The following is a 22457-nucleotide window of genomic DNA, read 5'->3' on the forward strand; positions in this document are numbered from 1 at the left end:
ATGCCCATCAGGAGCGAACCATGAACGCCCGTCAGAATCCCTTCTTCAGCGTCAGCACACTGCCTTATCAGGCGCCCCCTTTTGATCAGATCCAAGAGCAGGACTTCCTGCCCGCACTTGAGGCGGGCATTGCGGAAAAGCGCCGGGAGATCGATGCGATTGCCCATAACAGCGAGGCTCCCACCTTTTCCAACACCTATGAGGCGCTGGAGAAGAGTGGACAACTGCTCAACCGGGTCAATCTGGTGTTCAGCGCCATGACCTCCGCGCATACCAGCCCTTTGCTGCAGCAGGTGGATGAGGAGATTGCGCCGCAGCTCACCGCACTTAACGATGACATCATGCTCAACCGGCCGCTCTTTTCCCGGCTTGACGCTGTCTATCTGCAGCGCGCCAGCCTGGACAGCGAATCAAAGCGGCTGGTCGAGGTGGTCTGGCAGCGCTTTCAGCTGGCGGGAGCTAACCTGCCGGAGGCGCAGAAACTGCAGCTCAAAACGCTGAATCAGGAGGCGGCGCGTCTCAGCACCCGCTTCACCAATAAACTGCTGGCGGCGACGCAGGCGGGCGGTCTGGTGGTCCGGGATGCGCAGCAGCTGGCGGGGCTCTCGCCGGCCGACCTCGCGGTGGCGCAGGCGGAAGCGCGGGCGCGCGGGCTGGAAGACAGCTGGCTGCTGGTGCTGCAGAACACCACGCAGCAACCGGCGCTGCAGAGTCTTTCCGAACGGGCGACCCGTGAAGCGCTGTTTCAGGCGGGCGTGACGCGCACGGAAAAAGGGGATGACAACGATACCCGCGAGCTGGTGTTACGGCTGGCGCAGGTCAGGGCGGAGCAGGCCCGGCTGCTGGGCTTTACCAGCTATGCCGCCTGGAAGCTGCAGGATCAGATGGCAAAAACCCCTGAGGCGGCGCTGGCCTTTATGCGCAACATCGTGCCTGCCGCGCGCGCCCGTGCGGAACGGGAAGCCGCCGCGATTCAGCAGACGATCGATCAGCAGCAGGGCGATTTTCTCCTGCAGGCCTGGGACTGGCGTTTTTATGCCGAACAGGTGCGCCGTGCCCGTTACGATCTGGATGAGAGCCAGATCAAACCCTATTTCGAGCTGAACGCGGTGCTGCACAATGGCGTCTTTGAGGCTGCAACACGGCTCTATGGCATCCGTTTTACGCCGCGTCAGGATCTGCCGGTCTATCACCCGGATGTGCAGGTCTATGAGATTTTCGATGCTGATGAGACGCCGCTGGCGCTCTTCTACACCGATTTCTTTAAACGCGACAGCAAAGGCGGCGGCGCCTGGATGAGTAATTTTGTAAATCAGTCGACGCTGCTCGACAGCAAACCGGTGATCTACAACGTCTGCAACTACACGAAACCGCCTGCCGGTGAGCCGGCGCTGCTGAGCTGGGATGACGTGATCACGATGTTCCACGAATTTGGTCATACGCTGCACGGCCTGTTTGCCACGCAGCGCTATCCGGGGCTCTCTGGCACCGAAACCCCGCGCGATTTCGTCGAATTCCCGTCGCAGATTAACGAGCACTGGGCCAGCGAGCCGTCGCTGTTCCGTCACTACGCCCGTCACTATCAGACCGGGGAGGCGATGCCGGATGCGCTGCATGAGAAGATCGTCCGCGCCGCTCAGTTCAACAAAGGCTATGAGATGAGCGAGCTGCTGGCTGCCGCCCTGCTGGATCAGCACTGGCACGGCCTGACGCCGGACAACGCACCGCAAAGCGTGGCGGGATTTGAGCAGCAGTCGCTGCAGAGCGACAACCTGGCGCTGGCGGCGGTGCCCCCGCGCTATCGCTCCAGCTATTTCCAGCACATCTGGGGCGGCGGCTATGCTGCCGGGTATTACGCCTATATCTGGACGCAGATGCTGGCGGACGATGGCTATCAGTGGTTTGTGGAGCATGGCGGGCTGACGCGGGAAAACGGCGAGATCTTCCGGCAGAAAATTCTGTCGCGGGGCAACAGCAGCGATCTGAAAACGCTGTATGAAAGCTGGCGGGGCGCCGCGCCTCAGCTGGAGCCGATGCTGAAAAATCGCGGTCTGGCGGAGGAGTAAGGTGACGGGCTGTCTCACTGACAGCCCGGTTCAGGATCTCAGCCCAGCGGGCCACCTTCGATGGTTTCACACATACCGGCCAGCACCCGCTCGCCGGTTTCGCTTTTCAGTGACTGATACCACGCCGCGGTGATCGCCGGGTCGTGCGCGTGGGTCACCTCGCAGCGTTTACGGGCTTTCAGCACCAGATCTTTGACCCGTTCCACCCGTCGCGCCTGATAGCGCAGCAGCGCATCTTCGATCCCCAGTGAGTGAGACGCCAGCGTCGCGGCCAGTACCACCGCATCTTCCATCGCCGCGCAGCCGCCCTGACCGATATCGGGGGTGGTACTGTGCGCCGCATCGCCGAGCAGGGCGACGCGGCCCTTTACAAAACGGCTGAACGGCTCGATGTCATGGATCTCAACCCGGTTGGTGGTCTCAGGATTGATGGCCGCGATCAGCTGCTGAACCGGCTCAGCCCAGCCCTGGAAATAGCCGGTTAAATCGGCTTTCACCGTGCTGCGATCCTGCGGCAATCCTTTCGGCAGCGGCACATCAAAGAAGAAGTAGAACCGGTTGCCACTGACCGGCATCAGCGATACCCGCTTGCCATCACCGACAAACGTCGTCCACTGATTGGCAGGCGCGATGCGTTCATCGATGGTCACCAGTCCGTTCCAGTTAACGTAACCGGCATAGCGACGCTCCAGCTTCTGCTCCAGCACATACTCGCGCACCACCGAATGGGTGCCGTCGGCGGCAATCAGAAAGTCGCCCCGCGCCTGACTGTTATCGGTGAAGGTGGCAATGACGCCCTCTGCGGTCTCTTCGACCTGGATGACCCGCTTGCCAAACTGCACCCGTTCACGGCCAAAGGTATCAATCAGCATCGCCTGCAGCTCAGCACGCGCCACCGGGCAGGGATATTCGCCGACCTGCTGCACCAGCGGGGCCATACTGAAGCGGGTCAGGGGCGCGCCGGTTGCTCCGTCGTGATAGGCCATATAGGCCATGTTGCCGCCCAGTGCGCGCAGTGGCGCTTTCATGCCCAGCGCATTCAGGCACTTTACGCCATTAGGCCAGATAGAGATCGCTGCGCCGACCGGCTTCATCTCCTGCACGGCTTCAAACACCTCGACTTTTATTCCGGCTTTTTCCAGCGCAATGGCGCTGCTCATACCGCCAATCCCGCCACCAATCACGATTGCTTTCATAATGCTCTCCTGTCTGCATAGAGTGGTTGCTGCAACTTTTGTACCAGACCGGCGCATTCAGGGTGCGGGTTGATATTTGAGTTTTAATTCATTGGCTTAGTGGGAGGAAAGGGCGTTTATGGCGCAGGGCCTGACACCCGCAACTGCACCATGATGTGGCAAAGCAGCGGGTCAGCGTGGTGCAGTCGCGGGTGCGCTGTATCATTTGTTTCATCGGCCGTGGGCTGACCACCTGGCGTAATCATCAGCGCGTAGGGGGAACCGTCCGCGTTCTGTTTCGTTTGTTTAAAAGTTTTAAACTATATGCGTCATTTCAGGCGATATTAATTTTCACAAATAATTAAACATTCACATAACAAATGGTCCGTTTATTGCCCGAACAAATAGCGGGATATTCAACAAGGGGTTAGCCTGACACAAAAAAACACAGGTGTTACGAAACTGAGAAAAGATCGCTTTCATGCCTGCTTTATCACCGAAAGCAATCATTAGAAAAAGCGGAGAGGCCGCGCCACGCGGGCCTTTTTAGGATATTGCTCAGACGAAACAGCCGCAGCTGCATGCTATAGATGATGCCGTATACAAGGACTCTGGAGAGCGTGCATGAAAATTGGAATTACGAATAATCAATATCCGGAGCAGCGTAATATTTTAGTGAATCCGGCAAACGAATATATCAATCTGAAAAAAGGCAATCTGTTCTATTTTATTAATCCCCTCCGGACCCGCCTGCTTAAGAAAAATAAAACCTTCGTCTTTCAGCCGGTGCCGTTTTCCGGCGCTTCACGGGCTGACATCCTCCATCTGTTCAATGAAGTTGCGATCACCCACCAGAAGTGGGTCGCCTCGTTTGAAACCGAGCTGCCGCGCGTGCTGCCGGTGCCTGGCGTCGCCAAGCGGGATAACCCGGAGCTGAAGCGCTTAATTCCTCATCTGTTAAAAGAGAACTGCCTCGGATTGATTGCCATCTCCGACGCGACGCTGAATATTCAGATGAAGCTGTTCAGCCCGGATGAGGCGCAGAAAATCCGGCGGAAAACGCTGGTGCTGCATCCGCCCCAGACGCTGTTTGTGCAGCATAAGGCGCCACGCCAGCCGGGTGTGCTGAAGCTGGTCTTTGCCGGTAATGAGTTTTATCGCAAAGGCGGAGCGGAAGTGGTGCTGGCGATCAGTGAGCTGATTGAAGAGCGCCGCCTGGAGGAGTCGCAGCTGGACGTGCAGTTGATCGGTGAACTCACCAAACGTCACAACGTCGCCCATCGCCAGTTTCAGGATGATGACGCCTTTTATCGCGGCATCGAGAGCCGCATCGCGCGTTACCGCTGTTTCACGCATCAGGCGCGGATGGATAACCGTGAACTGATGCAGCTGTTCCGCGAGAGCGACGTCGGCCTGTTGCCGACCTGGCAGGAGACCTATGGTTTTTCCGTGCTGGAGATGCAGGCTAACGGCTGTCCGGTGATCACCAGCAATGTGCGGGCCCTGCCGGAGATCAATCCTGCCAGCGCGGGCTGGGTCATCGCCAGTCCGCTGAACGCCGATCGCGAATACAGCATTACCACGCCGGAGCAGAAATCGCAGCTGCGCCGGTCGCTGGTGGAGGGGCTGAAAGCGACGCTGCTGGAGATCGTTGAGCAGCCGGAACGGCTGCAGGAGAAAGGCGAGGCGGCGATCCTGCGCATCAAAGAGCAGCATGATACCCAGCGTTACATCGCCAGACTGAACGATATCTACACCCGTGGCGTAATAAATGCCACCCAACACCCGCCTGTGGTCTCAATTTGATAAGATTTCCCTGACGCTGCCCGCCAGACTGGCCATACTAGGGGCAGCGTCCTACAGGAGAACTCTTATGAAACGCATCATCACGCTGCTGCTGTCCGGATTACTGGGCAGCAGCGCTTTCGCTCAGCCCGCTTCGCCTTTTCCGGCCCGCGCCCCCCTGGTTCAGCTGACCCCTGCGGCGGCCCGCTGCGATCTGGCGGCCTGTCAGTCCAACTGCTATGTCGAACGCTCCCACTGTAATACCCGCGACAGCGGTGCCTGCAGTACGCAGGCGCAGATCTGCGTGCAGGCATGTGCTGACCAGTGTAAATAATCTGACCCGGTGAACCCTCTTCGTTGCTAATGAAAAAGTCTCTGTTTTGTTTTGTTCTGCTTTCGCTTTCTGTCCGCTGTGTCGCCGCCGATCTCTCTTCACAGCAGGTCACTTCTCTGGTTAAAGCCGCGATTGAACCGCTGATGGAGCAGCAGGCGATCCCCGGTATGTCGGTGGCGGTGCTCTATAAAGGCCGGACGCAGTTTGTGAATGCGGGCGTGGCCGACACCGATTCGGGCCGCCGGGTCACAGAAAACACGCTTTTTGAGCTGGGCTCGGTGAGTAAAACCTTCACCGGCACCCTGGCGGGGATTCTGATCCGCAACGGTGAACTCCGCCTGAACGAGCCGGTGCAGAAGGTCTGGCCGCAGCTGACAGGGGCGCAGTGGCGTCCGGTCAGGATGCTGCATCTGGCGACCTACACGGCGGGCGGGCTGCCGCTGCAACTGCCGGAGGCGGTCACCGATCAGGCGTCGCTGCTTCGCTTCTATCAGGAGTGGCAACCGCAGGCGGCACCCGGTACGGTTCGCCAGTACTCCAACGCCAGTATCGGTCTCTTCGGCGCGCTGATGGTGAAGGGGGACTTTGAGGCGGCGATGGTGAAATCGCTGTTTCAGCCGCTGCGCCTGACACGCACCTTTATTACCGTGCCGCCGTCGATGATGATTAACTACGCCTGGGGCTACAAAAATGGCCAGCCGGTGCGTGTTTCCCCCGGCATGCTGGATGCCGAAGCCTATGGGGTTAAATCGACCGCTCGCGACATGCTCACCTTCATGCAGGCCAACAGCGATCCAAACGGCCTCTCTGCCGGCAATGCCGTGCTGCGCAATGCCATCCGCACGGCGCAGTCGCGCTATTTCAGAACCGCCAGTTTCTATCAGGGGCTGGGCTGGGAGATCTATGACTGGCCCGTCAGTGCTGACACGCTGATCGCCGACAGTGAGAATAGCGTGGCGCTGAAGCCGCAACCGGTGACCCGCGTGGAACCGGTCGGGCCCTCCCGACGCGCCAGCTGGGTGCATAAAACCGGTTCGACCAACGGGTTTGGTGCCTATATCGCGTTTATCCCGGAGAAGAACACCGGCGTTGTGATGCTGGCCAACAAGAGCTACCCCAATCCGCTGCGCATCAGGGCGGCGTGGCAGATTATGCAGGCGCTGGAGCAGGGCGCAGCAGAATAAGGACGGATACGCGCCGGACTTGCGGTGGTACCTTCTGTTCATTTGCGCTAAAATAAAAATCAAATGAACAGGAGGGCTGCTATGTCCATCGCCATCTACACACCCGCTCAGCCTCGCCGCCACGCGTCGCTGCTGCATGCCCTTAACCTGCCGGAAACCCTGCCGGATGCGCATCAGCGTATCGCGACAGGATTCAGCAGCGGCGTGCTGAAACGCACCGCGTCGTTGTCCACCTTCGACGAGGGGTGGCTGTGCCGTCTGGCGGGCATCGATCGCACCACCTACAACCGCAAAGTGAAAGATCCGGCGCAGACCTTTTCGCCCGACCAGAGCGGACGCATCTACATGCTGATTCGCGTTCTCTCTGCCGCCAGCAACCTGTTCCGCGACGACAGGGCGCGTCTGGTGCAGTGGCTGGAAACGCCCGCCAAAGCGCTGGGCGGAAAAAAACCGGCGGAGATGACCACCACGGTGGCAGGGGCGGAGGCGGTGATAAACCTGATCGGCCAGCTCGAGCACGGTGTCATCACCTGATGGCGGTTCCCTTTTTTCGCCTGGTGAAGCGTGAATATGCGATGACCGCCTTTGATGGTTTTGGTGCCCGCACGTATGGCGGGCGCTGGAATTCGGTGGGATCGGTCTGTGTCTACCTGGGGTCGAGCCGGGCGCTCTGCGTGCTGGAGGCGCTGGTGCATCTCACCATTCAGGATCTGTCACGCGACTACAGCATGATCGCGATCAGCGTGCCGGAGTCCCTGATCACCGAACTGGCACTGACGGCGCTGCCGGATGAGTGGCAGGCCGATCCTGCGCCCGCGGCCACCCGGCAGATCGGGGATGAGTGGCTCGCCAGCCCGGAGAACGGCCTGATACTCAAGGTGCCCAGCACGCTGACCGGTGAGTGGAATGCGCTGTTCAATCCCCGTCATCCGGCAGCGGCGGGCATTATTGCGAAAGCGGTAGTGGAGCCATTTTTCTTCGACCCGCGCTTCCGGCTGCAATAGTCGCCCCTAAGCTTCTCTTAAACCTCTCCTTTTGATTCCGATATCGCCTGTGCCGCGCAGATCAGCGCCAGATGACTCAGTCCCTGCGGCATGTTGCCACGCCAGCTCTGACTGCGGACGTCATACATCTCATTAAAGATATCGACGTTACCCTGACCGTCCAGCGTCGCCAGAATCTCCTGCATCGCCTGTTCCGCCTGATCCGTGTCACCCATTTCCGCCCAGGCTTCCACCAGCCAGAAGGCGCAGGCGAGAAAGGTACTCTCCTCCTGCCTGACGCCGCTGTAGCGATAGAGCATGGCGCTGCCGTCGCCCAGCTTCTGCCGGATAGCGTGGTAGGTGGAGAGCATCCGCTGCGGATTAACCGCATTGCCATAGCTGTGCACCAGCGCCAGCGAGGCGTCCAGGCGTGCATCACTGCCGACGTAGAAGAGGTAAGCCTGCTGCGTTTCTGACCAGCAGTGCGACTCAATCCAGTCGCGGATGCGGTCACGTTCCCGCTGCCAGCGGCCCAGCCAGGTCGGTTCGATATGTTTACTTTCCGCCAGCGCCACCGCCCGATCCAGCGCTATCCAGCAGGCCATTTTGGAGTGGGTATAGTGCTGCAGCTCCGGCAGCTCCCAGATGCCGCAATCTTTCTGTCGCCAGTTGTCGGCGCAGCAGTTCGCCAGGTCGCCCAGCAGGCGTGAGGTGGTGATATCCAGCACGTGACCCGCTTCAATAAAGCGCTGCGCGGTCATGAGCATATCGCCATACATACTGAGCTGCAGCTGATCGCGGGCATTGTTGCCGATGCGCACCGGCTGAGAATGCTGATAGCCGCTCAGGGGCGGATAACGCTCGGCGGGCACCTCATCGCCATTCAGGGTATAGCAGGCGCGCAGCCTGACGCCGTGACGGATGATGGTCTGCGACAGCCAGGAGAAGGCCGCCTTACAATCTTCCAGCGCGCCGAGATAGACAAAGGCTTTGATAATCAGGCAGGCGTCCCGCACCCAGGCGTAGCGGTAGTCATAGTTCTTCTCGCCGCCGATGCCCTCAGGCAGCGACGTGGTGGCAGCCGCGGCCAGCGCACCGGTCGGGGAGTACCAGAGAAACTTCAGCGACAGGGCAGAGCGCCTGACCAGTGCCGGGTAGCTGCCGTCATAACTCAGGCTCTCCACCCAACTGGTCCAGCCGGTGTGGCTGGTTTCAATCCGCTGGTCGATAGCCTCCAGCGGCGGTACGGCCAGCGGCTCCTTTTCGGTGATCAGCAGGGCGCAGAGCGAGCGGGAACCGGCGGTGGTACGCAGCGTGGCGCAGACCTGTTCATCATCCAGTTCGGTAATGGTGATGTCGTCGCTGGTTCGGAACATCGCCATCGTTTCGGCGATGTGAAACACCTTGCCTTTCTCATTGTCGGCCACCCAGGGGGAACGGGTTTCAGCGGCGGTGCCGAAGCGCAGCGTGATCTGCAACTCCACCTCGCCCTCAACGCCTTCGATGCGGCGGGCCAGCTCACACCAGGGCAGACGGCCCGCCAGCGTGCTGTTGATCGATTCGGTAAGCAGGACGGCGCCGCTGTCGGTGTCAAAGCGGGTCTCCAGCACGTTGCTGTTGTCACGATAGCGTCGCGTAACCTGATAGCTGCCGCGCGGGACGACCTGAAAGTAGCCGCCCAGCCCGGCGTCCAGCAGGCGATCAAACAGCGGTTTCGCATCGAGATTGGGCGCACACCACCAGTCAATGGAGCCATCCGGCGCAATCAGCGCCACCGAACGGCCTTCACCAATGGCGGCATAGTCGCCCAGCCCTGCAAAACCTTCTTTTCTGACCGGCGAATGAAAAACCGGGTTTTCCATGTTCTTTTTCCTTATACCAGGCACAACGATTCGGAGGGGGAGAGAGGCAGGACAAAAAAATGGCCGCTTTACGCGGCCACCAGAAGGGGATTACAGGGTGCCGGTGCCGCCATCAGAGCACCAGACCTGACCGGAGGAGTAGCTGCTCTCGGTCGAGGCCAGGGTGACGTAGAGCGGGGCGATCTCAACCGGCTGGCCCGGACGGCCCATCGGAGAGTCGGCACCAAACTGCTTCACTTTCTCCATCGGCTGCCCGCCGCTGGATTGCAGTGCGGTCCAGTATGGACCCGGCGCTACCGCGTTGACGCGGATGCCGTCGCCGCCCAGCTGTTTCGCCAGGGATTTGGTAAAGGCCACAATCGCCGCTTTGGTCTGCGCATAGTCCAGCAGGATATCGCTGGGTTTAAACGCCTGCACTGACGAGGTGTTAATAATGGATGCGCCGCGTGGCAGATATTCCAGCGCCGCTTTGGTGATCCAGAACATTGCATAAACGTTGGTTTTAAACGTCGCATCAAAATCTTCTGTACTCAGGGTACGGATGGACTCATTAAATTGCTGACGACCGGCGTTATTAACCAGAATATCCAGACCACCTAATTTGTCGGCCGCCTCTTTGACCAGCTGCTGACAGAATTCTTCTGAACGAATGTCACCGGGAATAGCGAAAACTTTACGGCCTTCCGCTTCGATTAATTTAACCACTTCATCGGCATCCGGCTGTTCTTCCGGCAGGTAGTTAATCACCACATCGGCGCCTTCACGGGCATAAGCAATCGCAACGGCACGGCCAATCCCGGAGTCGCCGCCGGTGATCAGCGCTTTGCGTCCGGTCAGACGACCGGTGCCACGGTAGCTGGTTTCACCGTGATCGGGAACCGGAACCATTTTGCTGGCAAGGCCTGGCGCCTGCTGGGGCTGATCCTCAAAAGGAGGCTTAGGAAAATGATCCAGATCGAGCGTCTTGTTAGTGGGTGTGGCCATTGTATGCTCCTTGAACAGTGTTATCTGAGACTGTAAGCCTGGCACAAATGTGATGTTTGTCACATCTGACTGCTGATTCATTGAGCAGATAAAACCAGAGTAAATTAATAATGCAGATAAAGCGTAGACAGGAAATCGCGATTGCGGGGCGAAGCGGCCGAATATTTTTCCGGGCAGGAGAGCGCTATTTAAAGCGAAGCGTAAAACCGGTACTCAATTATTTCGCTGAGAAATAACGTACCGGCTGAAAATAAAGAATGGCGCTCATCCGCCGCGCACCGATCCCCGCCAGACCACATCGACCGGATATATTTTCCGTGCCTGCGGCTGTTCTGTTCGAGGCAGGAGAGTTTCCGGTTGCGCCTCCGCCGCCACCAGCCAGTCAATCGCATCGCGGGCGAACTGCTCTACCGGCTGCGCAAAGGTGGTGAGGTCGTAGGCGCTCCAGCCCGACTGCGCGATGTTGTCGTGTCCGATGATGCAGAGATCCTCCGGGATACGCAGCGCAAAACGGTGACGCGCCTCATCCATAAAGCCGCAGGCGAGCAGGTCGGTGGCGCAACAGACCGCATCCGGGCGGACGCTGCGCGTCAGCAGACGCTGCGCCAGAATCTGTCCGCTCTCATAGGAGGTGCTGCCGAACCGTTCCACCTGCACGGCAATGCCGGCCTGCTGCGCCGCAGTCAGAAAATCGGCTTCCCGTTTCAGCAGGCTCGGCGTTCCCGCCAGCGAATTCACAAAGGCGATGCGGCTGCAGCCCGCGCGCAGAAAGGCGTTAACCGCCATCTCCGCCGCCGGACGGGAGTCGAGGTTAAGGCTGAGCGTGCCGGGCAGGGCGTCGTCGCGGTTAATCAGCACCAGCTGCTGACCGTGCCGGTAGCAGAGCCGGGTAATGCCACTGTCAGGCATGCCGGAGAGAATGATCGAGGCGTCGGCGCGGAAATGGATCGCCTGCTGCAGCGCGGCGGAAACCCGCTCATCCGACCGGTCGGTGTTAATCAGCATCGCCACCTTGCCCGCTTCCTGCAGATACTGGGTCATCCAGCGCACCAGGCTGGCACGGTAGGGCGTATCCACCTCTGAGGCGATCAGGCAGACAATGCCGCTGCGGTTTCGTACCAGGCCGCGCGCCAGATGATTGACGTGATAGCCCAGCTCTTCCGCCGCTTTCATTACCCGCTGCCGGGTGGCGTCCGACACGCTGGCCCCCGGTGTAAAGGTGCGGGAGACCGCCGAGCGCGAGACGCCCGCCCGATCTGCCACATCCTGTGCACTCACCACTGCCCTGGGCTGCTGCATCTTCTCTCCTCGTCCTGCCGTTAACCGCACTGAGTCTGCCTGAAAATGCAAGCGTGTGCAAAAGATAACAGGGAAGTGAATGTTTCAAATTTGTGACAGCGACTGACAATTGCTCAACAAGTGAATTGACAGCATGGCAGGGGCGCCGTACTACTTTGCACACATGTGCAAAAACTGGCGCGCGCCCTCATCATCCGGCCTCAAGGAGATCCCCATGCGTTATTCCTCTCTGCTCGCTGCTGTTATCGTCAGTTGCCCGGTGGTGCCGTTTGCGGCCACGGCGGCGGGCAGCCTTAATATGATCTGCTCCGCTGATGTGGTGGTGTGCGAACAGATGACCACGCTGTTCAGCCAGTCTCATCCCGATATCCGGCTCAGCATGGTGCGGCTCTCAGCCGGTGAAGCCTACGCCCGAATCCGCAGCGAGGCGCGCAATCCCCGCACCGATATCTGGTGGGCGGGCACCGGCGATCCGCACATGCAGGCCGCAGAAGAGGGGCTGAGCCAGCCCTACAAGTCACCTTTACTTGACCAGCAGCAGCCCTGGTCACAGAAGGTAGCGGAGATTTCCGGTTACCGGACCGTTGGCGTTTATGCCGGTGCGCTGGGCTGGGGCTACAACACCCGCCTGCTGGCGGAGAAAAAGCTGAAGGTGCCTGCCTGCTGGGCGGATCTCCTTGATCCCGGTTTTAAGGGCGAGATTCAGATCGCCAACCCCAACTCCTCCGGCACGGCGTACAACACGCTGGCGACGCTGGTGCAGATCATGGGGGAAGATGACGCCTTTGCCTACCTGAAGAAGCTTAACGCCAATATCTCGCAATACACCAAGTCCGGCTCGGCACCGGTAAAAGCGGCTGCGCGCGGTGAAACCACCGTCGGGATTGTCTTTATGCACGACGCGGTCGCGATGGAAGTCGAAGGCTTCCCGATCAAACCTGTCGCCCCCTGTGAAGGCACCGGCTATGAGATTGGCTCCATGTCGATTATCAAAGGGGCGCGCAACCTGGCGAATGCCCGGGCCTGGTATGACTGGGCGCTGAGTGCGGATGCGCAGTCCCATATGAAAGAGGCGAAATCGTTCCAGCTGCCCTCCAACCGTCAGGCGGAAATCTCCGAGTATGCGCCGCGTTTCGAGAACATCCGCCTGATCGATTATGACTTCAAAACCTATGGCGACTCGGCGAAACGCAAAGCGCTGCTGGGGCGCTGGGACAGAGAGATTGGTGCCAGCGCGCACTGAAGCGTGGCACTGCCCGGCCATCAGACGCCGGGCACGAGCCGAACCGCGGTGGCATCAGCCAGCTGTCCGCTTCTCCAATTGAGGTGATGTATGAATGCGCACAATCGCCGTTTAACCGGCGCGCTGCTGGCGGGGGCCGTGGCCCTGACGCTGCTGCCCTGGTACAGCCTGGAGCAGGGATTCTTTGCGGGTGACTGGCTCTTTCGTTCTGCGGAGGAGAACAGCGCACCGGCCCTGTGGCAGCTCGCTCAGCAGCCCTGGCTTCTGGTCGCCGTGGCGCTGTGGGGAGGCGTTACCGCCTGCGCCTTTCTGCCTCCCGGCCGGACCCGCAGCACGCTGCTGCTGCTGTTCAGCGTCTCCGGCATCCTGTTTCTGCTGCTGGAGGGGCATGCCATTGGTTTCAGCGGCTGGAACTGGCTGTGGCTGGAGCACCTTACCGGGCCGCTGGCTCAGGGACAGCCCGCCATGGGCGCGGGGGCCTTACTGCTGCTGACCGTTTTTCTGCTGATCTTTGCCTTTGCGCTGGCAGAGCGCGGTGTCCTGAAAGGCGACGCCTTTGTGGTGGCGGCGATTGTGCTGCTGGTGGCCCTGGTCACCACCTTCGTGCTCTATCCGGTGCTCAGCCTGTTTGTCGCCGCGGTGCAGGACAGCGATGGCAGCTTTAAACCCGATGGGCTGATCGCCAGCCTGCAGGACCCGGCCATCTGGAGCCTCGGCTGTTTTACCGGCGGCAACTGCGGGACGGCCTGGCGAACGCTGGGACTGGCGCTGATGACGGCCAGCGGCTCGACGCTGCTGGGGCTGGCGTTTGCGCTGGCGGCGACGCGCACGGCACTGCCGTGTAAGAAAGCGCTGCGGATGCTCACCGTTCTGCCGATTATCACGCCGCCGTTTGTCATCGGTCTGGCGCTGATTTTGCTGTTTGGCCGCTCTGGCGTGGTCACCGAGTCGCTGGCGTCGCTGTTCGGCATTGCGCCGGGACGCTGGCTCTACGGGCTGACCGGGATCTGGATTGCGCAGGTGCTCTCGTTTACGCCGGTGGCCTTCCTGGTGCTGATCGGGGTGGTCGAGGGCGTCAGTCCCTCACTGGAGGAGGCGTCGCAGACGCTGCGAGCCAGCCGCTGGCGGACCTTCTCCCGCGTGTCGCTGCCGCTGATGGCTCCGGGGCTGGCCAACGCCTTTCTGATCAGCTTTATCGAAAGCATGGCGGACTTCGGCAATCCGATGGTGCTGGGCGGCAGTCACGGCGTGCTCTCTACGGAGATCTTCTTTTCAGTGGTCGGCGCGCAAAACGACCCGAGCCGCGCGGCGGTGCTGGCGATGATCCTGCTGGCCTTCACGCTGGCGGCCTTTCTGCTGCAGCGTCTCTGGCTTGCCGGGAAAAGTTTTACCACCGTCACCGGGAAAGGCGATGGCGGCCGTCATGCCATGCTGCCGCGTCCGGTCAGATTTGGCGTATACGGGATGGTGATCCCATGGGGACTCTTTACTCTGGTGATCTACGGCATGATCCTCATTGGTGGCTTTGTCCACTCCTGGGGGCTCGACAACAGCCTGACGCTGGATCACTACATCCGCGCCTTCCGTGTCACCCTCACTCAGGGGGAGCTGGTGTGGCAGGGCGTGGCGTGGAACTCCTTCTGGACGACGCTGGAGATTGCCCTGATTGCGGCGCCTCTCACGGCGATTGTCGGGCTGCTGACCGCCTGGCTGATCGTGCGTCAGCGCTTTGCCGGACGGCAGACCTTTGAGTTCATGCTGATGCTGAGCTTTGCCATTCCCGGTACGGTTATCGGCGTGAGCTATGTCATGGCCTATAACCTGCCGCCGCTGGAGATAACCGGCACCGCGATGATCCTGATTGCCTGTTTTGTCTTTCGTAACATGCCCGTCGGGGTACGTGGCGGCATTGCGGCGATGAGCCAGCTGGATAAAAGCCTGGATGAAGCGTCACTCACGCTGGGCGCAACCAGTTTCCGTACCCTGCGCAAGGTGGTGCTGCCGCTGCTGAAACCGGCCATCAGCGCGGCGCTGGTGTACGCCTTTGTGCGTGCCATTACCTCCATCAGCGCGGTGATCTTCCTGGTCAGCGCGCAGTACAACATGGCGACCTCGTACATTGTCGGGCTGGTGGAGAACGGTGAATATGGCGTCGCCATTGCCTACTCCTCGGTCCTGATTCTGGTGATGCTGCTGATTATTGGTCTCTTCCAGCTACTGGTGGGCGAACGCCGCCTGCGCCGTGTCACCCGACCGGCGGCCCTCGCCGCCACTCCCTCTGCATCCACCCTGACTCAGGAGAGCACCGTATGACGACACATCAGGCCGGATCGGTGGTTTTTGACCATGTCTCAAAACGTTTTGCCGGCTTCAGTGCGGTGCCGGATCTGTCACTCACCGTGGAGCCCGGCACGCTGGTGACGCTGCTCGGGCCCTCCGGCTGCGGCAAGACCACCACGCTGCGGCTGCTGGCCGGGCTGGAACATCCTGACGCGGGCCGCATCCTGATAGGCGGTAAGGATGTTACCCATCTGCCCGCCAACGCGCGGGACGTGGCGATGGTGTTTCAATCCTACGCGCTGTTTCCGCACATGAACGCCCTCGACAACATTCTCTATGGGCTGAACGCCGCGGGCATGAACCGGCGCGAGGCGCAGGACCGGGCGCGTGAGGGGCTGAAGCTGGTGGGGCTGGAGAATCAGGGGCAGCGGCTGCCCTCGGAGCTTTCCGGCGGGCAGCAGCAGCGCATTGCGGTGGCGCGTGCGCTGGTGCTGGAGCCGCAGGTGCTGCTGCTCGATGAACCGCTGTCGAACCTGGATGAGCGTCTGCGCCGTCAGGTGCGCACCGATATCCGCGATCTGCAGCAGCGGCTCGGCTTTACTGCGGTCTATGTCACCCATGACCAGGAGGAGGCGCTGGCGGTCTCCGATAAGATTATTGTCATGAAAGAGGGGGATATTGCTCAGGAGGGGACGCCGGAGACGCTTTACCATTCCCCCCGTTCGGTCTTTATCGCGGATTTTATGGGGGAGGCGAACATTCTGCCCTGCGAGGTAGAGCAGGCCGGCGCGGAAGAGACGCTGGTCCGTCTCGGCACGCAGCGCTTCCGGCTGCCCGGTGCGGGGGTGCGGACCGGCCCGGCTCAGCTGGCGGTGCGGCCCCGCTTCATGACCCTCTCCGGCGACGGACAGGGCGCACTGCAGGGGGAGATCACCCACAGCACCTGGCTGGGTGACCATATCGAATATGAAGTGGCCACTGAACTGGGCGCGCTGTTCATTATCGATCCGCTGATGGAGCAGCGTCTCCCGCTCGCCACCAGGGTTGGCGTTAACTTCAGGGCGCAGGGGCTGGCCCTGATCGCGCACGAATCTGATTAAAACTGAGGAGCTGGCATGGCATCACATGATGAAATAATGGCGCGTCTGGCTGTCGCTGAGGCCGTTGCCCGTGAAGGCGGCGCGACCGCGCTTTCCTACTTTAACCGTCGCGAGACGCTGGTGGTGGAAACCAAATATGATCTGCAGGATGTGGTCTCGATTGCTGACCGTGACGTGGAGCAGCAGATCGCGGCTCATCTCCGCGCCGCCTTTCCCGATGATGGTTTTCTGGGTGAGGAGAGCGGTCTGCAGCCGGGAGCATCGGACTACACCTGGGTGGTCGATCCTATCGATGGCACCAGCCCGTTTCTGAACGGGATGCCAAACTGGTGTGTTTCGGTGGCCGTGCTGCGCGGCGACCTGCCGGTCATCGGGGTGATCTTTGCCCCCCTCTATGATGAATGCTACGTCGCGGCGCTGGGGCAGGGCGCGACGCTCAACGGCCGCCGTCTGGCCGTCGATCCGGCGCGCACGCTGCAAAACCACGTCACCGGATTCGGGGCGAACAGTCACGTGACCCCGCAGCAGGTTGGCGAGATCGTGGCCGCTTTGCTGACGGCAGGCGGTAACTTTATCCGACTGGGTTCCGGCGCGCTGATGCTGGCATGGGTGGCCGCCGGACGGGTAGTGGGTTACTACGAGCCCTATATGCACGCCTGGGATTGTCTGGCGGGCTACTGCCTGGTGAAAGAGGCGGGCGGCTGGTATCACCCGTTTAATACTGAAGGCGACCGTCTTACCCGCGGTGCGCAGGTCCTTGCCGTGGCACCCGGTGCCGAAGCCGACCTGCGCCGCATCGCCGGTCTGTGACCCTGTCACGCCAGCGCGATGCGGATCGGTGTGGTTATGCCGGCCGGAGTCTCTTCGTCAGATAGTGACGCTGCATGCCGGTCTGCGGAAAATCGGGCAGGGACATCTGCTGCTGATATCCCTGCTTCTGATAGAACGGCAGCGCCTGAAAGCTGAACGTATCCACCAGCGCACAGAGACATCCGTCCGTTACCGCCGCCTGTTCCGCTGCGCTGAGCAGTTCACTGCCCAGACCGCTGCCCCGCAGCGTCTCGTCCACCCACAGAAAATCGATACAGAGCCAGTTTCCTTTGCGGGACGCGATTAATCCGCCCCGTAATGTCCCCTGTGTGTCGCGATGCATGACCGACAGCGGCCCCCAGTTATCAGTCTGGATAAACTGCCGGTTGTAGCCGCCGAGTCCCGCCAGTAGTGCTTCACGGTCCTGCTCGCTGATCTGATGGGTGATGCTGAATCTGCTCATTCTCTTCCTCTCTTCTCCGTGGATTATGCGTCCTGAATTATCCCTCATAAGGGATAAAACTCTCTTTATCCCTTTAAGGGTATAAAAAGCAAATTATCCGTTAAGGGGGATAAATGCACATTTATACCCTTTCGGGGATAATGCAGCTGCGCTATGCTTACCCTCTGTGATCCAGAAGGAGTCACCCATGATATATAGTCCGATTCAGCTGGCAAACCGGCTGAAACTTATCCGCCAGCGCAACGGCTGGACCCAGAGTGAGCTGGCAAAAAAAGTGGGCCTGAAGCAGGCGACGATCTCTCACTTTGAAAATGCACCTGACAGCACCTCGCTGGCTACGCTGTTTAAGCTGCTGCAGTCGCTGGAGCTGAGCCTGGAGGTTCAGGAAAAAGCGGCACCGGCGCCAGCGCCACTCAATGACGAGGATGACTGGTGATGCAGAAGCTGATGGCCTGGATGAACGGCGAGCGGGTGGGGGTGCTGACCCGGCAGCGAAACGGCGCACATGAGTTTGAGTATGATGCAGGCTGGCTGCGCAGTCCGCTGGCGCGTCCCCTTTCCCTCTCTATGCCGCTGCAGGTCAGACCGATCACCTCCGCCGCCGTGATTAACTTTTTCGATAACCTGCTGCCCGACAGCCCGGCGATCCGTGACCGCATTGTGGCGCGCTATCAGATAAAATCCCGCCAGCCGTTTGATCTGCTGCAGGAGGTGGGACGAGACAGCGTCGGCGCGACCATGCTGCTGCCGCCGGAGATGCCGCTGCCGCCGCTGAAGGCACGCTATGAGGTGCTGGATGAGGCGCGGCTGGAGAAGGTGTTGTCGGCCTATCAGTCCGATATTCCGCTGGGGATGCTGCGTGAAGAGACCGATTTTCGCATCTCGGTGGCGGGCGCGCAGGAGAAAACGGCCCTGCTGCTGACCGATGAGGGCTGGAGCATTCCGGCCGGGGCAACGCCAACTTCCCACATCATCAAGCTGCCCATCGGGGAGATTAAGCAGCCTGCCGCCACCCTGGATATGCGCGAAAGCGTGGAGAATGAGTATCTCTGTCTGGCGCTGGCCCGGGCGCTGGGAATGGCGGTGCCACAGGCGACCATTATCCGCGCCGGGGCGATGCGGGCGCTGGCGGTGGAGCGGTTTGACCGGCGCTGGTCCCGCGATAAGACCCGGCTGATCCGGCTGCCGCAGGAGGATATCTGCCAGGCGCTGGGGATGCCATCCTCAACTAAATATGAGTCAGACGGCGGGCCGGGCATAGAGACGATCATGCAGCTGCTGATGGGCTCCAGCCAGGCGATAGCGGATCGCTACCGCTTTATGCAGTTTCAGGTTTTCCAGTGGCTGATCGGCGCAACCGATGGCCATGCAAAAAACTTCTCCCTGTTTATTGAGCGCGGCGGCAGTTACCGGCTGACGCCATTTTATGACGTCATCTCAGCCTATCCGGTACTGGGTGGCACCGGCCTCAACAAGCGGGCGCTGAAGCTGGCGATGGGGCTGTGTGCCACCAAAGGTAAAAAGATGGCGATCGACAAAATCTATCCGCGCCATTTTATCGCCACGGCAAAGCGCGTCAGTTTTGATCCGGCTAGTATGGAGGAGATTTTTGACTTCTTTATCAATGCTTTTCCCCAGGCGGTGGTTTCGGTGCGGGATGCGCTGCCCGCCGATTTTCCGCAGCACATCGCCGACGCCATTTTCAGTCACTCCCTGATCATGCTGGAGCGGTTACGGCACAGAACGTGATGGAGAGCGCGCACACCGGTAAGAGGATGATGGCATTTGGAAAAGGGCGTCCGGGCTGATAAGTTAACGAAAGGTTAAATCTTATTGCTGTCAGGAGTCTTCATGCTGGATATTGTTCATTTTCCGCTGTTTCTGGCGTCGGTGGTGCTGCTCTGCATTACGCCGGGCCCCGATCTCGCTTATGTTGTCGGACAAAGTGTGGCTCGGGGGCGACAGGCCGGTGTTCTCTCGGCGTCGGGCGTGGCGCTGGGAAGCTGTACGCATGCGGTTGCCAGTGCGCTGGGCTTAACGGCGCTGATTGCGGCCTCGCCACTGCTGTTCACCGTCATTAAATATACGGGCGCAGCCTACCTGATCTATCTGGGGGCGAAGATGATCGTGGCGACGTTCCGCGTCCGTCACGTCGTCAGGCCGGAGGGAGTGGAGGCGGTCGCACAGACCGAAACCCGTCAGCTGCTGCTGCGCGGCTTTATTACCTCGATAACCAATCCCAAAGTGCTGCTGTTCTTCATCGCCTTCTTTCCTCAGTTTGTGACGGTGGAGGGCGATCATCATGCCGTCTCCTTTCTGCTGCTGGGTCTGGCCTATGCGCTGACGGGCCTGATAACGGATGTGCTGTTTGCCCTGCTGGCAGGCGGTGCCGCCGGCGCCGTTGCGAAGAATCAGACCCTGCAGAAGGCGCTCGATCGGGTGGTGGGTGCCACCTTTATCGGGCTGGGCATCCGTCTGGCGCTGACGCGTCGCTAACCGCTTTTCATCCCGCCCGAAACAGACCTGTCTCCCCTGAAACCGGCCCCGTCAGGCCGGTAATAATTTGTATAAGTTAACTGAGAGTAAAACGCAGGCGCATCTGTCAGGATACGCGCCTCAGAAAGCTCCTGGTTGCTCTCATTCGATGAAATGGTTTACCAAAAACGCGGTTTTGTTTGCCTGCAAAACTTCTCTTGCCGCGTTTATTGCACTCTCTGTGGCGCTACTTCTTAACTTTGAAAAACCTGCCTGGGCGCTCACGACCGTTTTTGTGACTTCACAACTCTATGCGGCCTCAACCGTGTCGAAATCCCTGTTTCGTCTGCTGGGTACGCTGCTGGGGGGCCTCTTTATTCTGCTGATCTACCCCGAAACGGTGCAGTCGCCGGTTCTGTTCAGCCTCTGCGTGTCACTGTGGGTAACGGTCTGCCTCTATCTCTCCCTGCATGACCGCACGCCCAAGAGCTACATCTTTATGCTGGGCGGGTATAGCGCCGCCATTATGGGCTTTCCCGACGTGGATACGCCGTCAGCCATTATCAATACGGTCATTTCACGTATTGAGGAGATCACGCTCGGCATTCTCTGCAGCACCCTGGTTCACCGGCTGGTGTTTCCGGTGTCGATGCATCATCTGCTCGGTCAGAGCGTGAATCTCTGGTTTCAGAACGCGCGCAGGCTATGCGATGAGCTGATCAGCGGAATGGCAAAGAACAAATCGCTGGAGCGGGAAGATATCCTGATTCAGATGGCCGGTTATCCGCTGAACGTTGAGACGCTGCTGACCCACTGTGTCTATGAGGGGGAGGCGGCGCGTAACGTCATCCGTCTGGTCAGCGTGCAGTATCAGCATCTGACCTATCTGCTGCCGACGCTCACCGCGATTGAGTCACGGCTGGGCGTACTGGCGGAGCTGAACATTCGTTTTCCAGCGTGCGTGACCAATGTGTTTCAGCAGTTTCTGTTGTGGCTGCATCACGATCGCGTCAATGACATTAACGGGCTGCGTGAGGCGATCAATGCCGGGCAGGCGAACCTTGAGCAGTCGTGGCGGGCAGGGGGACTGGCGACCGAGGAGAGCCTGCTGCTGATCGGGCTGCTGGAGCGGCTGGCAAACTTTGTGCGCATTGCCGATGCCTATGAGAATGTCAGCGCCCGCGCCGGGGATCTCTACAGTCATGGCGACGGGGCGGCTATCCGTAATATCCGTGAGCATCGCCATATCGACAAAGGGCTGTTGAGGCTGTCGGCGCTGACGGCTTTTCTGGCGACCTTTCTCTCCAGTCTGTTCTGGATTGGCAGCGGCTGGGCCGACGGGGCGAATGCACCGCTGATGGCGGCGATTATCAGTTCGTTTTTTGCCGGTGTCGATTCGCCGGTGACGCCGATGAAGCTGTTTGTCAAAGGGGTGATGATTGCGCTGGTCGTGAGCCTGTTTTACATCGCTTTTCTCATCCCGCAGGCGAACACCTTACAGGCGCTGATGATCTGTCTGCTGCCCGGTCTGATGCTGCTGAGCCTGGTGATTGCGAATCCGGCCACCAACCTGATCGGGCTGAGCGTGGCGATTCAGATCCCCGGCTTTATCGGACTGAGTCACCACTTCGTGCCCAATCTTATCGTCACCCTGAATGCGGCGATCTCCTCGATGGTGGGGATTATGTTTGCCGTTGTGCTGACAGCGCTGATCCGCAACAAACGGCCTTCGTGGATAGCGCGAAGAGCGGTACAGCGCGGCCTGCGCGATCTGTTAGGGTTTATCAAAATGGTGGAGCGTAACGCCGCCACGCTGCTGTCACGGCAGCAGTTTATTGCACGCATGCTCGACAGGGTGAATATCATTCTGCCGCGGAAACGGCTCGACCCGGTGCCGGATATCGTGGTGGGGGGCTATCTGATTACGGAAACCTGGCTGGGGGCGAACTGCTATGACTTTTATGCGCGCTATCGCGAGGTGCTGGAGCGGCATGGGATTGATAGCGGACAGATGTTTCACGAGCTGGGGCTCTATCTGAAACGCAAGATGAAGTCACTGCAGTTAACACCGCATCAGGATTTGCTGGAGGAGCTTGATCTGCTGCTGCTGCGTCTGGAGACCCTGGCCCGGCAGGAGAGTGAGGCCGTCGCGCCCCTGATCCACCTGTTTAACATCCGGGTCTCGCTGTTTCCGCATCAGCGCTGGCCGGAATGAAAGGGTAGAAACGCGGGCTGGTGGTCTGAAGAGGCTGGTGGCCCGGAACATGTCTTAACGATTCTCTATTTTAGTTACATCATACATTAAATTTCTTCGTTTAACTTGAATTCGGCATAGTGCCTGTTTGTCATGTCTGGCAGAAAAGGAAGGCGGGCTGTCAGAATCGCGCCCGGAAGCAGGGCGCGAATTGCAGAAC

At 59.9% G+C, this 22457-nt stretch carries 19 protein-coding genes; 14 read left to right on the plus strand and 5 right to left on the minus strand.

Annotation, left to right across the window (positions count from 1 at the left end; genetic code table 11):
• Positions 1-20: 20 nt before the first annotated feature.
• The gene (gene dcp, locus S7A_RS09745) at positions 21-2066 is read left to right on the plus strand and encodes a peptidyl-dipeptidase Dcp (RefSeq protein WP_009090162.1); all 2046 of its coding nucleotides are present in this window, start codon (positions 21-23) and stop codon (positions 2064-2066) included.
• Positions 2067-2104: 38 nt separating this feature from the next.
• Here dcp and hpxO read toward each other — a convergent pair whose 3' ends face one another.
• The gene (gene hpxO, locus S7A_RS09750; RefSeq protein ID WP_009090164.1) at positions 2105-3262 is read right to left on the minus strand and encodes an FAD-dependent urate hydroxylase HpxO; all 1158 of its coding nucleotides are present in this window, start codon (positions 3260-3262) and stop codon (positions 2105-2107) included.
• Between the two features lie 603 nt (positions 3263-3865).
• Between hpxO and S7A_RS09755 the strand changes: the two genes are divergently transcribed.
• From S7A_RS09755 to S7A_RS09775, 5 genes are all read left to right on the plus strand, one after another.
• Entirely contained in the window at positions 3866-5047 is a 1182-nt protein-coding gene (locus S7A_RS09755) for a glycosyltransferase family 4 protein (protein WP_009090167.1), read from the plus strand.
• Positions 5048-5114: 67 nt separating this feature from the next.
• A complete protein-coding gene (locus S7A_RS09760) occupies positions 5115-5360 on the plus strand; it encodes a hypothetical protein (protein WP_009090169.1) in 246 nt (81 codons plus the stop codon).
• Positions 5361-5389: 29 nt separating this feature from the next.
• Positions 5390-6544 (plus strand): class C beta-lactamase, encoded by a 1155-nt coding sequence (gene ampC / locus S7A_RS09765; RefSeq protein ID WP_009090171.1) that lies wholly within the window; start codon positions 5390-5392, stop codon positions 6542-6544.
• 81 nt (positions 6545-6625) lie between these two features.
• On the plus strand, positions 6626-7078 hold the full coding sequence (locus S7A_RS09770) for an antitoxin Xre/MbcA/ParS toxin-binding domain-containing protein (protein WP_009090172.1): 453 nt from the start codon (positions 6626-6628) through the stop codon (positions 7076-7078).
• Positions 7078-7548, plus strand: a complete 471-nt coding sequence (locus S7A_RS09775; protein ID WP_009090174.1) for an RES family NAD+ phosphorylase — start codon at positions 7078-7080, stop codon at positions 7546-7548. Before S7A_RS09770 ends, S7A_RS09775 begins: the two co-directional genes overlap by 1 nt.
• 17 nt (positions 7549-7565) lie before the next feature.
• Here S7A_RS09775 and S7A_RS09780 read toward each other — a convergent pair whose 3' ends face one another.
• The 3 genes from S7A_RS09780 to S7A_RS09790 all read right to left on the minus strand — a co-directional run bounded on the left by S7A_RS09780 (position 7566) and on the right by S7A_RS09790 (position 11672).
• Positions 7566-9389 (minus strand): glycoside hydrolase family 15 protein, encoded by a 1824-nt coding sequence (locus S7A_RS09780; protein WP_009090175.1) that lies wholly within the window; start codon positions 9387-9389, stop codon positions 7566-7568.
• A 90-nt stretch (positions 9390-9479) separates the two neighbouring features.
• Positions 9480-10373, minus strand: a complete 894-nt coding sequence (locus tag S7A_RS09785; protein WP_009090177.1) for an SDR family oxidoreductase — start codon at positions 10371-10373, stop codon at positions 9480-9482.
• 264 nt (positions 10374-10637) lie between these two features.
• Positions 10638-11672: a LacI family DNA-binding transcriptional regulator gene (locus tag S7A_RS09790; protein ID WP_009090178.1), complete on the minus strand. Its 1035-nt coding sequence runs from the start codon at positions 11670-11672 to the stop codon at positions 10638-10640.
• 214 nt (positions 11673-11886) lie between these two features.
• On the opposite strand from S7A_RS09790, the gene S7A_RS09795 reads away from it, so the two are divergent.
• The 4 genes from S7A_RS09795 to S7A_RS09810 all read left to right on the plus strand — a co-directional run bounded on the left by S7A_RS09795 (position 11887) and on the right by S7A_RS09810 (position 17105).
• A complete protein-coding gene (locus tag S7A_RS09795) occupies positions 11887-12915 on the plus strand; it encodes an ABC transporter substrate-binding protein (RefSeq protein WP_009090180.1) in 1029 nt (342 codons plus the stop codon).
• A 90-nt stretch (positions 12916-13005) separates the two neighbouring features.
• Complete coding sequence (locus S7A_RS09800) at positions 13006-15228, plus strand: iron ABC transporter permease (RefSeq protein ID WP_009090181.1); 2223 nt, start codon at positions 13006-13008, stop codon at positions 15226-15228.
• Positions 15225-16295: an ABC transporter ATP-binding protein gene (locus S7A_RS09805; RefSeq protein ID WP_009090183.1), complete on the plus strand. Its 1071-nt coding sequence runs from the start codon at positions 15225-15227 to the stop codon at positions 16293-16295. The genes S7A_RS09800 and S7A_RS09805 overlap by 4 nt, the downstream gene beginning before the upstream one ends.
• A gap of 15 nt (positions 16296-16310) precedes the next feature.
• Positions 16311-17105, plus strand: coding sequence for an inositol monophosphatase family protein (locus S7A_RS09810; RefSeq protein WP_009090185.1), 795 nt, complete (start codon positions 16311-16313; stop codon positions 17103-17105).
• 34 nt (positions 17106-17139) lie between these two features.
• On the opposite strand, the gene S7A_RS09815 is transcribed toward S7A_RS09810, so the two are convergent.
• The gene (locus S7A_RS09815) at positions 17140-17568 is read right to left on the minus strand and encodes an N-acetyltransferase (RefSeq protein WP_009090187.1); all 429 of its coding nucleotides are present in this window, start codon (positions 17566-17568) and stop codon (positions 17140-17142) included.
• A gap of 187 nt (positions 17569-17755) precedes the next feature.
• On the opposite strand from S7A_RS09815, the gene hipB reads away from it, so the two are divergent.
• The 4 genes from hipB (at position 17756) to S7A_RS09835 (ending at position 22258) form a co-directional block, all read left to right on the plus strand.
• The gene (hipB, locus tag S7A_RS09820) at positions 17756-18004 is read left to right on the plus strand and encodes a type II toxin-antitoxin system antitoxin HipB (RefSeq protein ID WP_009090189.1); all 249 of its coding nucleotides are present in this window, start codon (positions 17756-17758) and stop codon (positions 18002-18004) included.
• Complete coding sequence (locus S7A_RS09825) at positions 18004-19317, plus strand: type II toxin-antitoxin system HipA family toxin (RefSeq protein ID WP_009090191.1); 1314 nt, start codon at positions 18004-18006, stop codon at positions 19315-19317. The genes hipB and S7A_RS09825 overlap by 1 nt, the downstream gene beginning before the upstream one ends.
• A gap of 102 nt (positions 19318-19419) precedes the next feature.
• A complete protein-coding gene (locus tag S7A_RS09830) occupies positions 19420-20064 on the plus strand; it encodes a LysE family translocator (RefSeq protein WP_009090193.1) in 645 nt (214 codons plus the stop codon).
• Between the two features lie 148 nt (positions 20065-20212).
• The gene (locus S7A_RS09835; protein WP_009090194.1) at positions 20213-22258 is read left to right on the plus strand and encodes an FUSC family protein; all 2046 of its coding nucleotides are present in this window, start codon (positions 20213-20215) and stop codon (positions 22256-22258) included.
• Positions 22259-22457 lie beyond the last annotated feature (199 nt).

Source organism: Pantoea sp. Sc1, assembly GCF_000255315.1.
GTDB classification, from domain to species: domain Bacteria; phylum Pseudomonadota; class Gammaproteobacteria; order Enterobacterales; family Enterobacteriaceae; genus Pantoea; species Pantoea anthophila.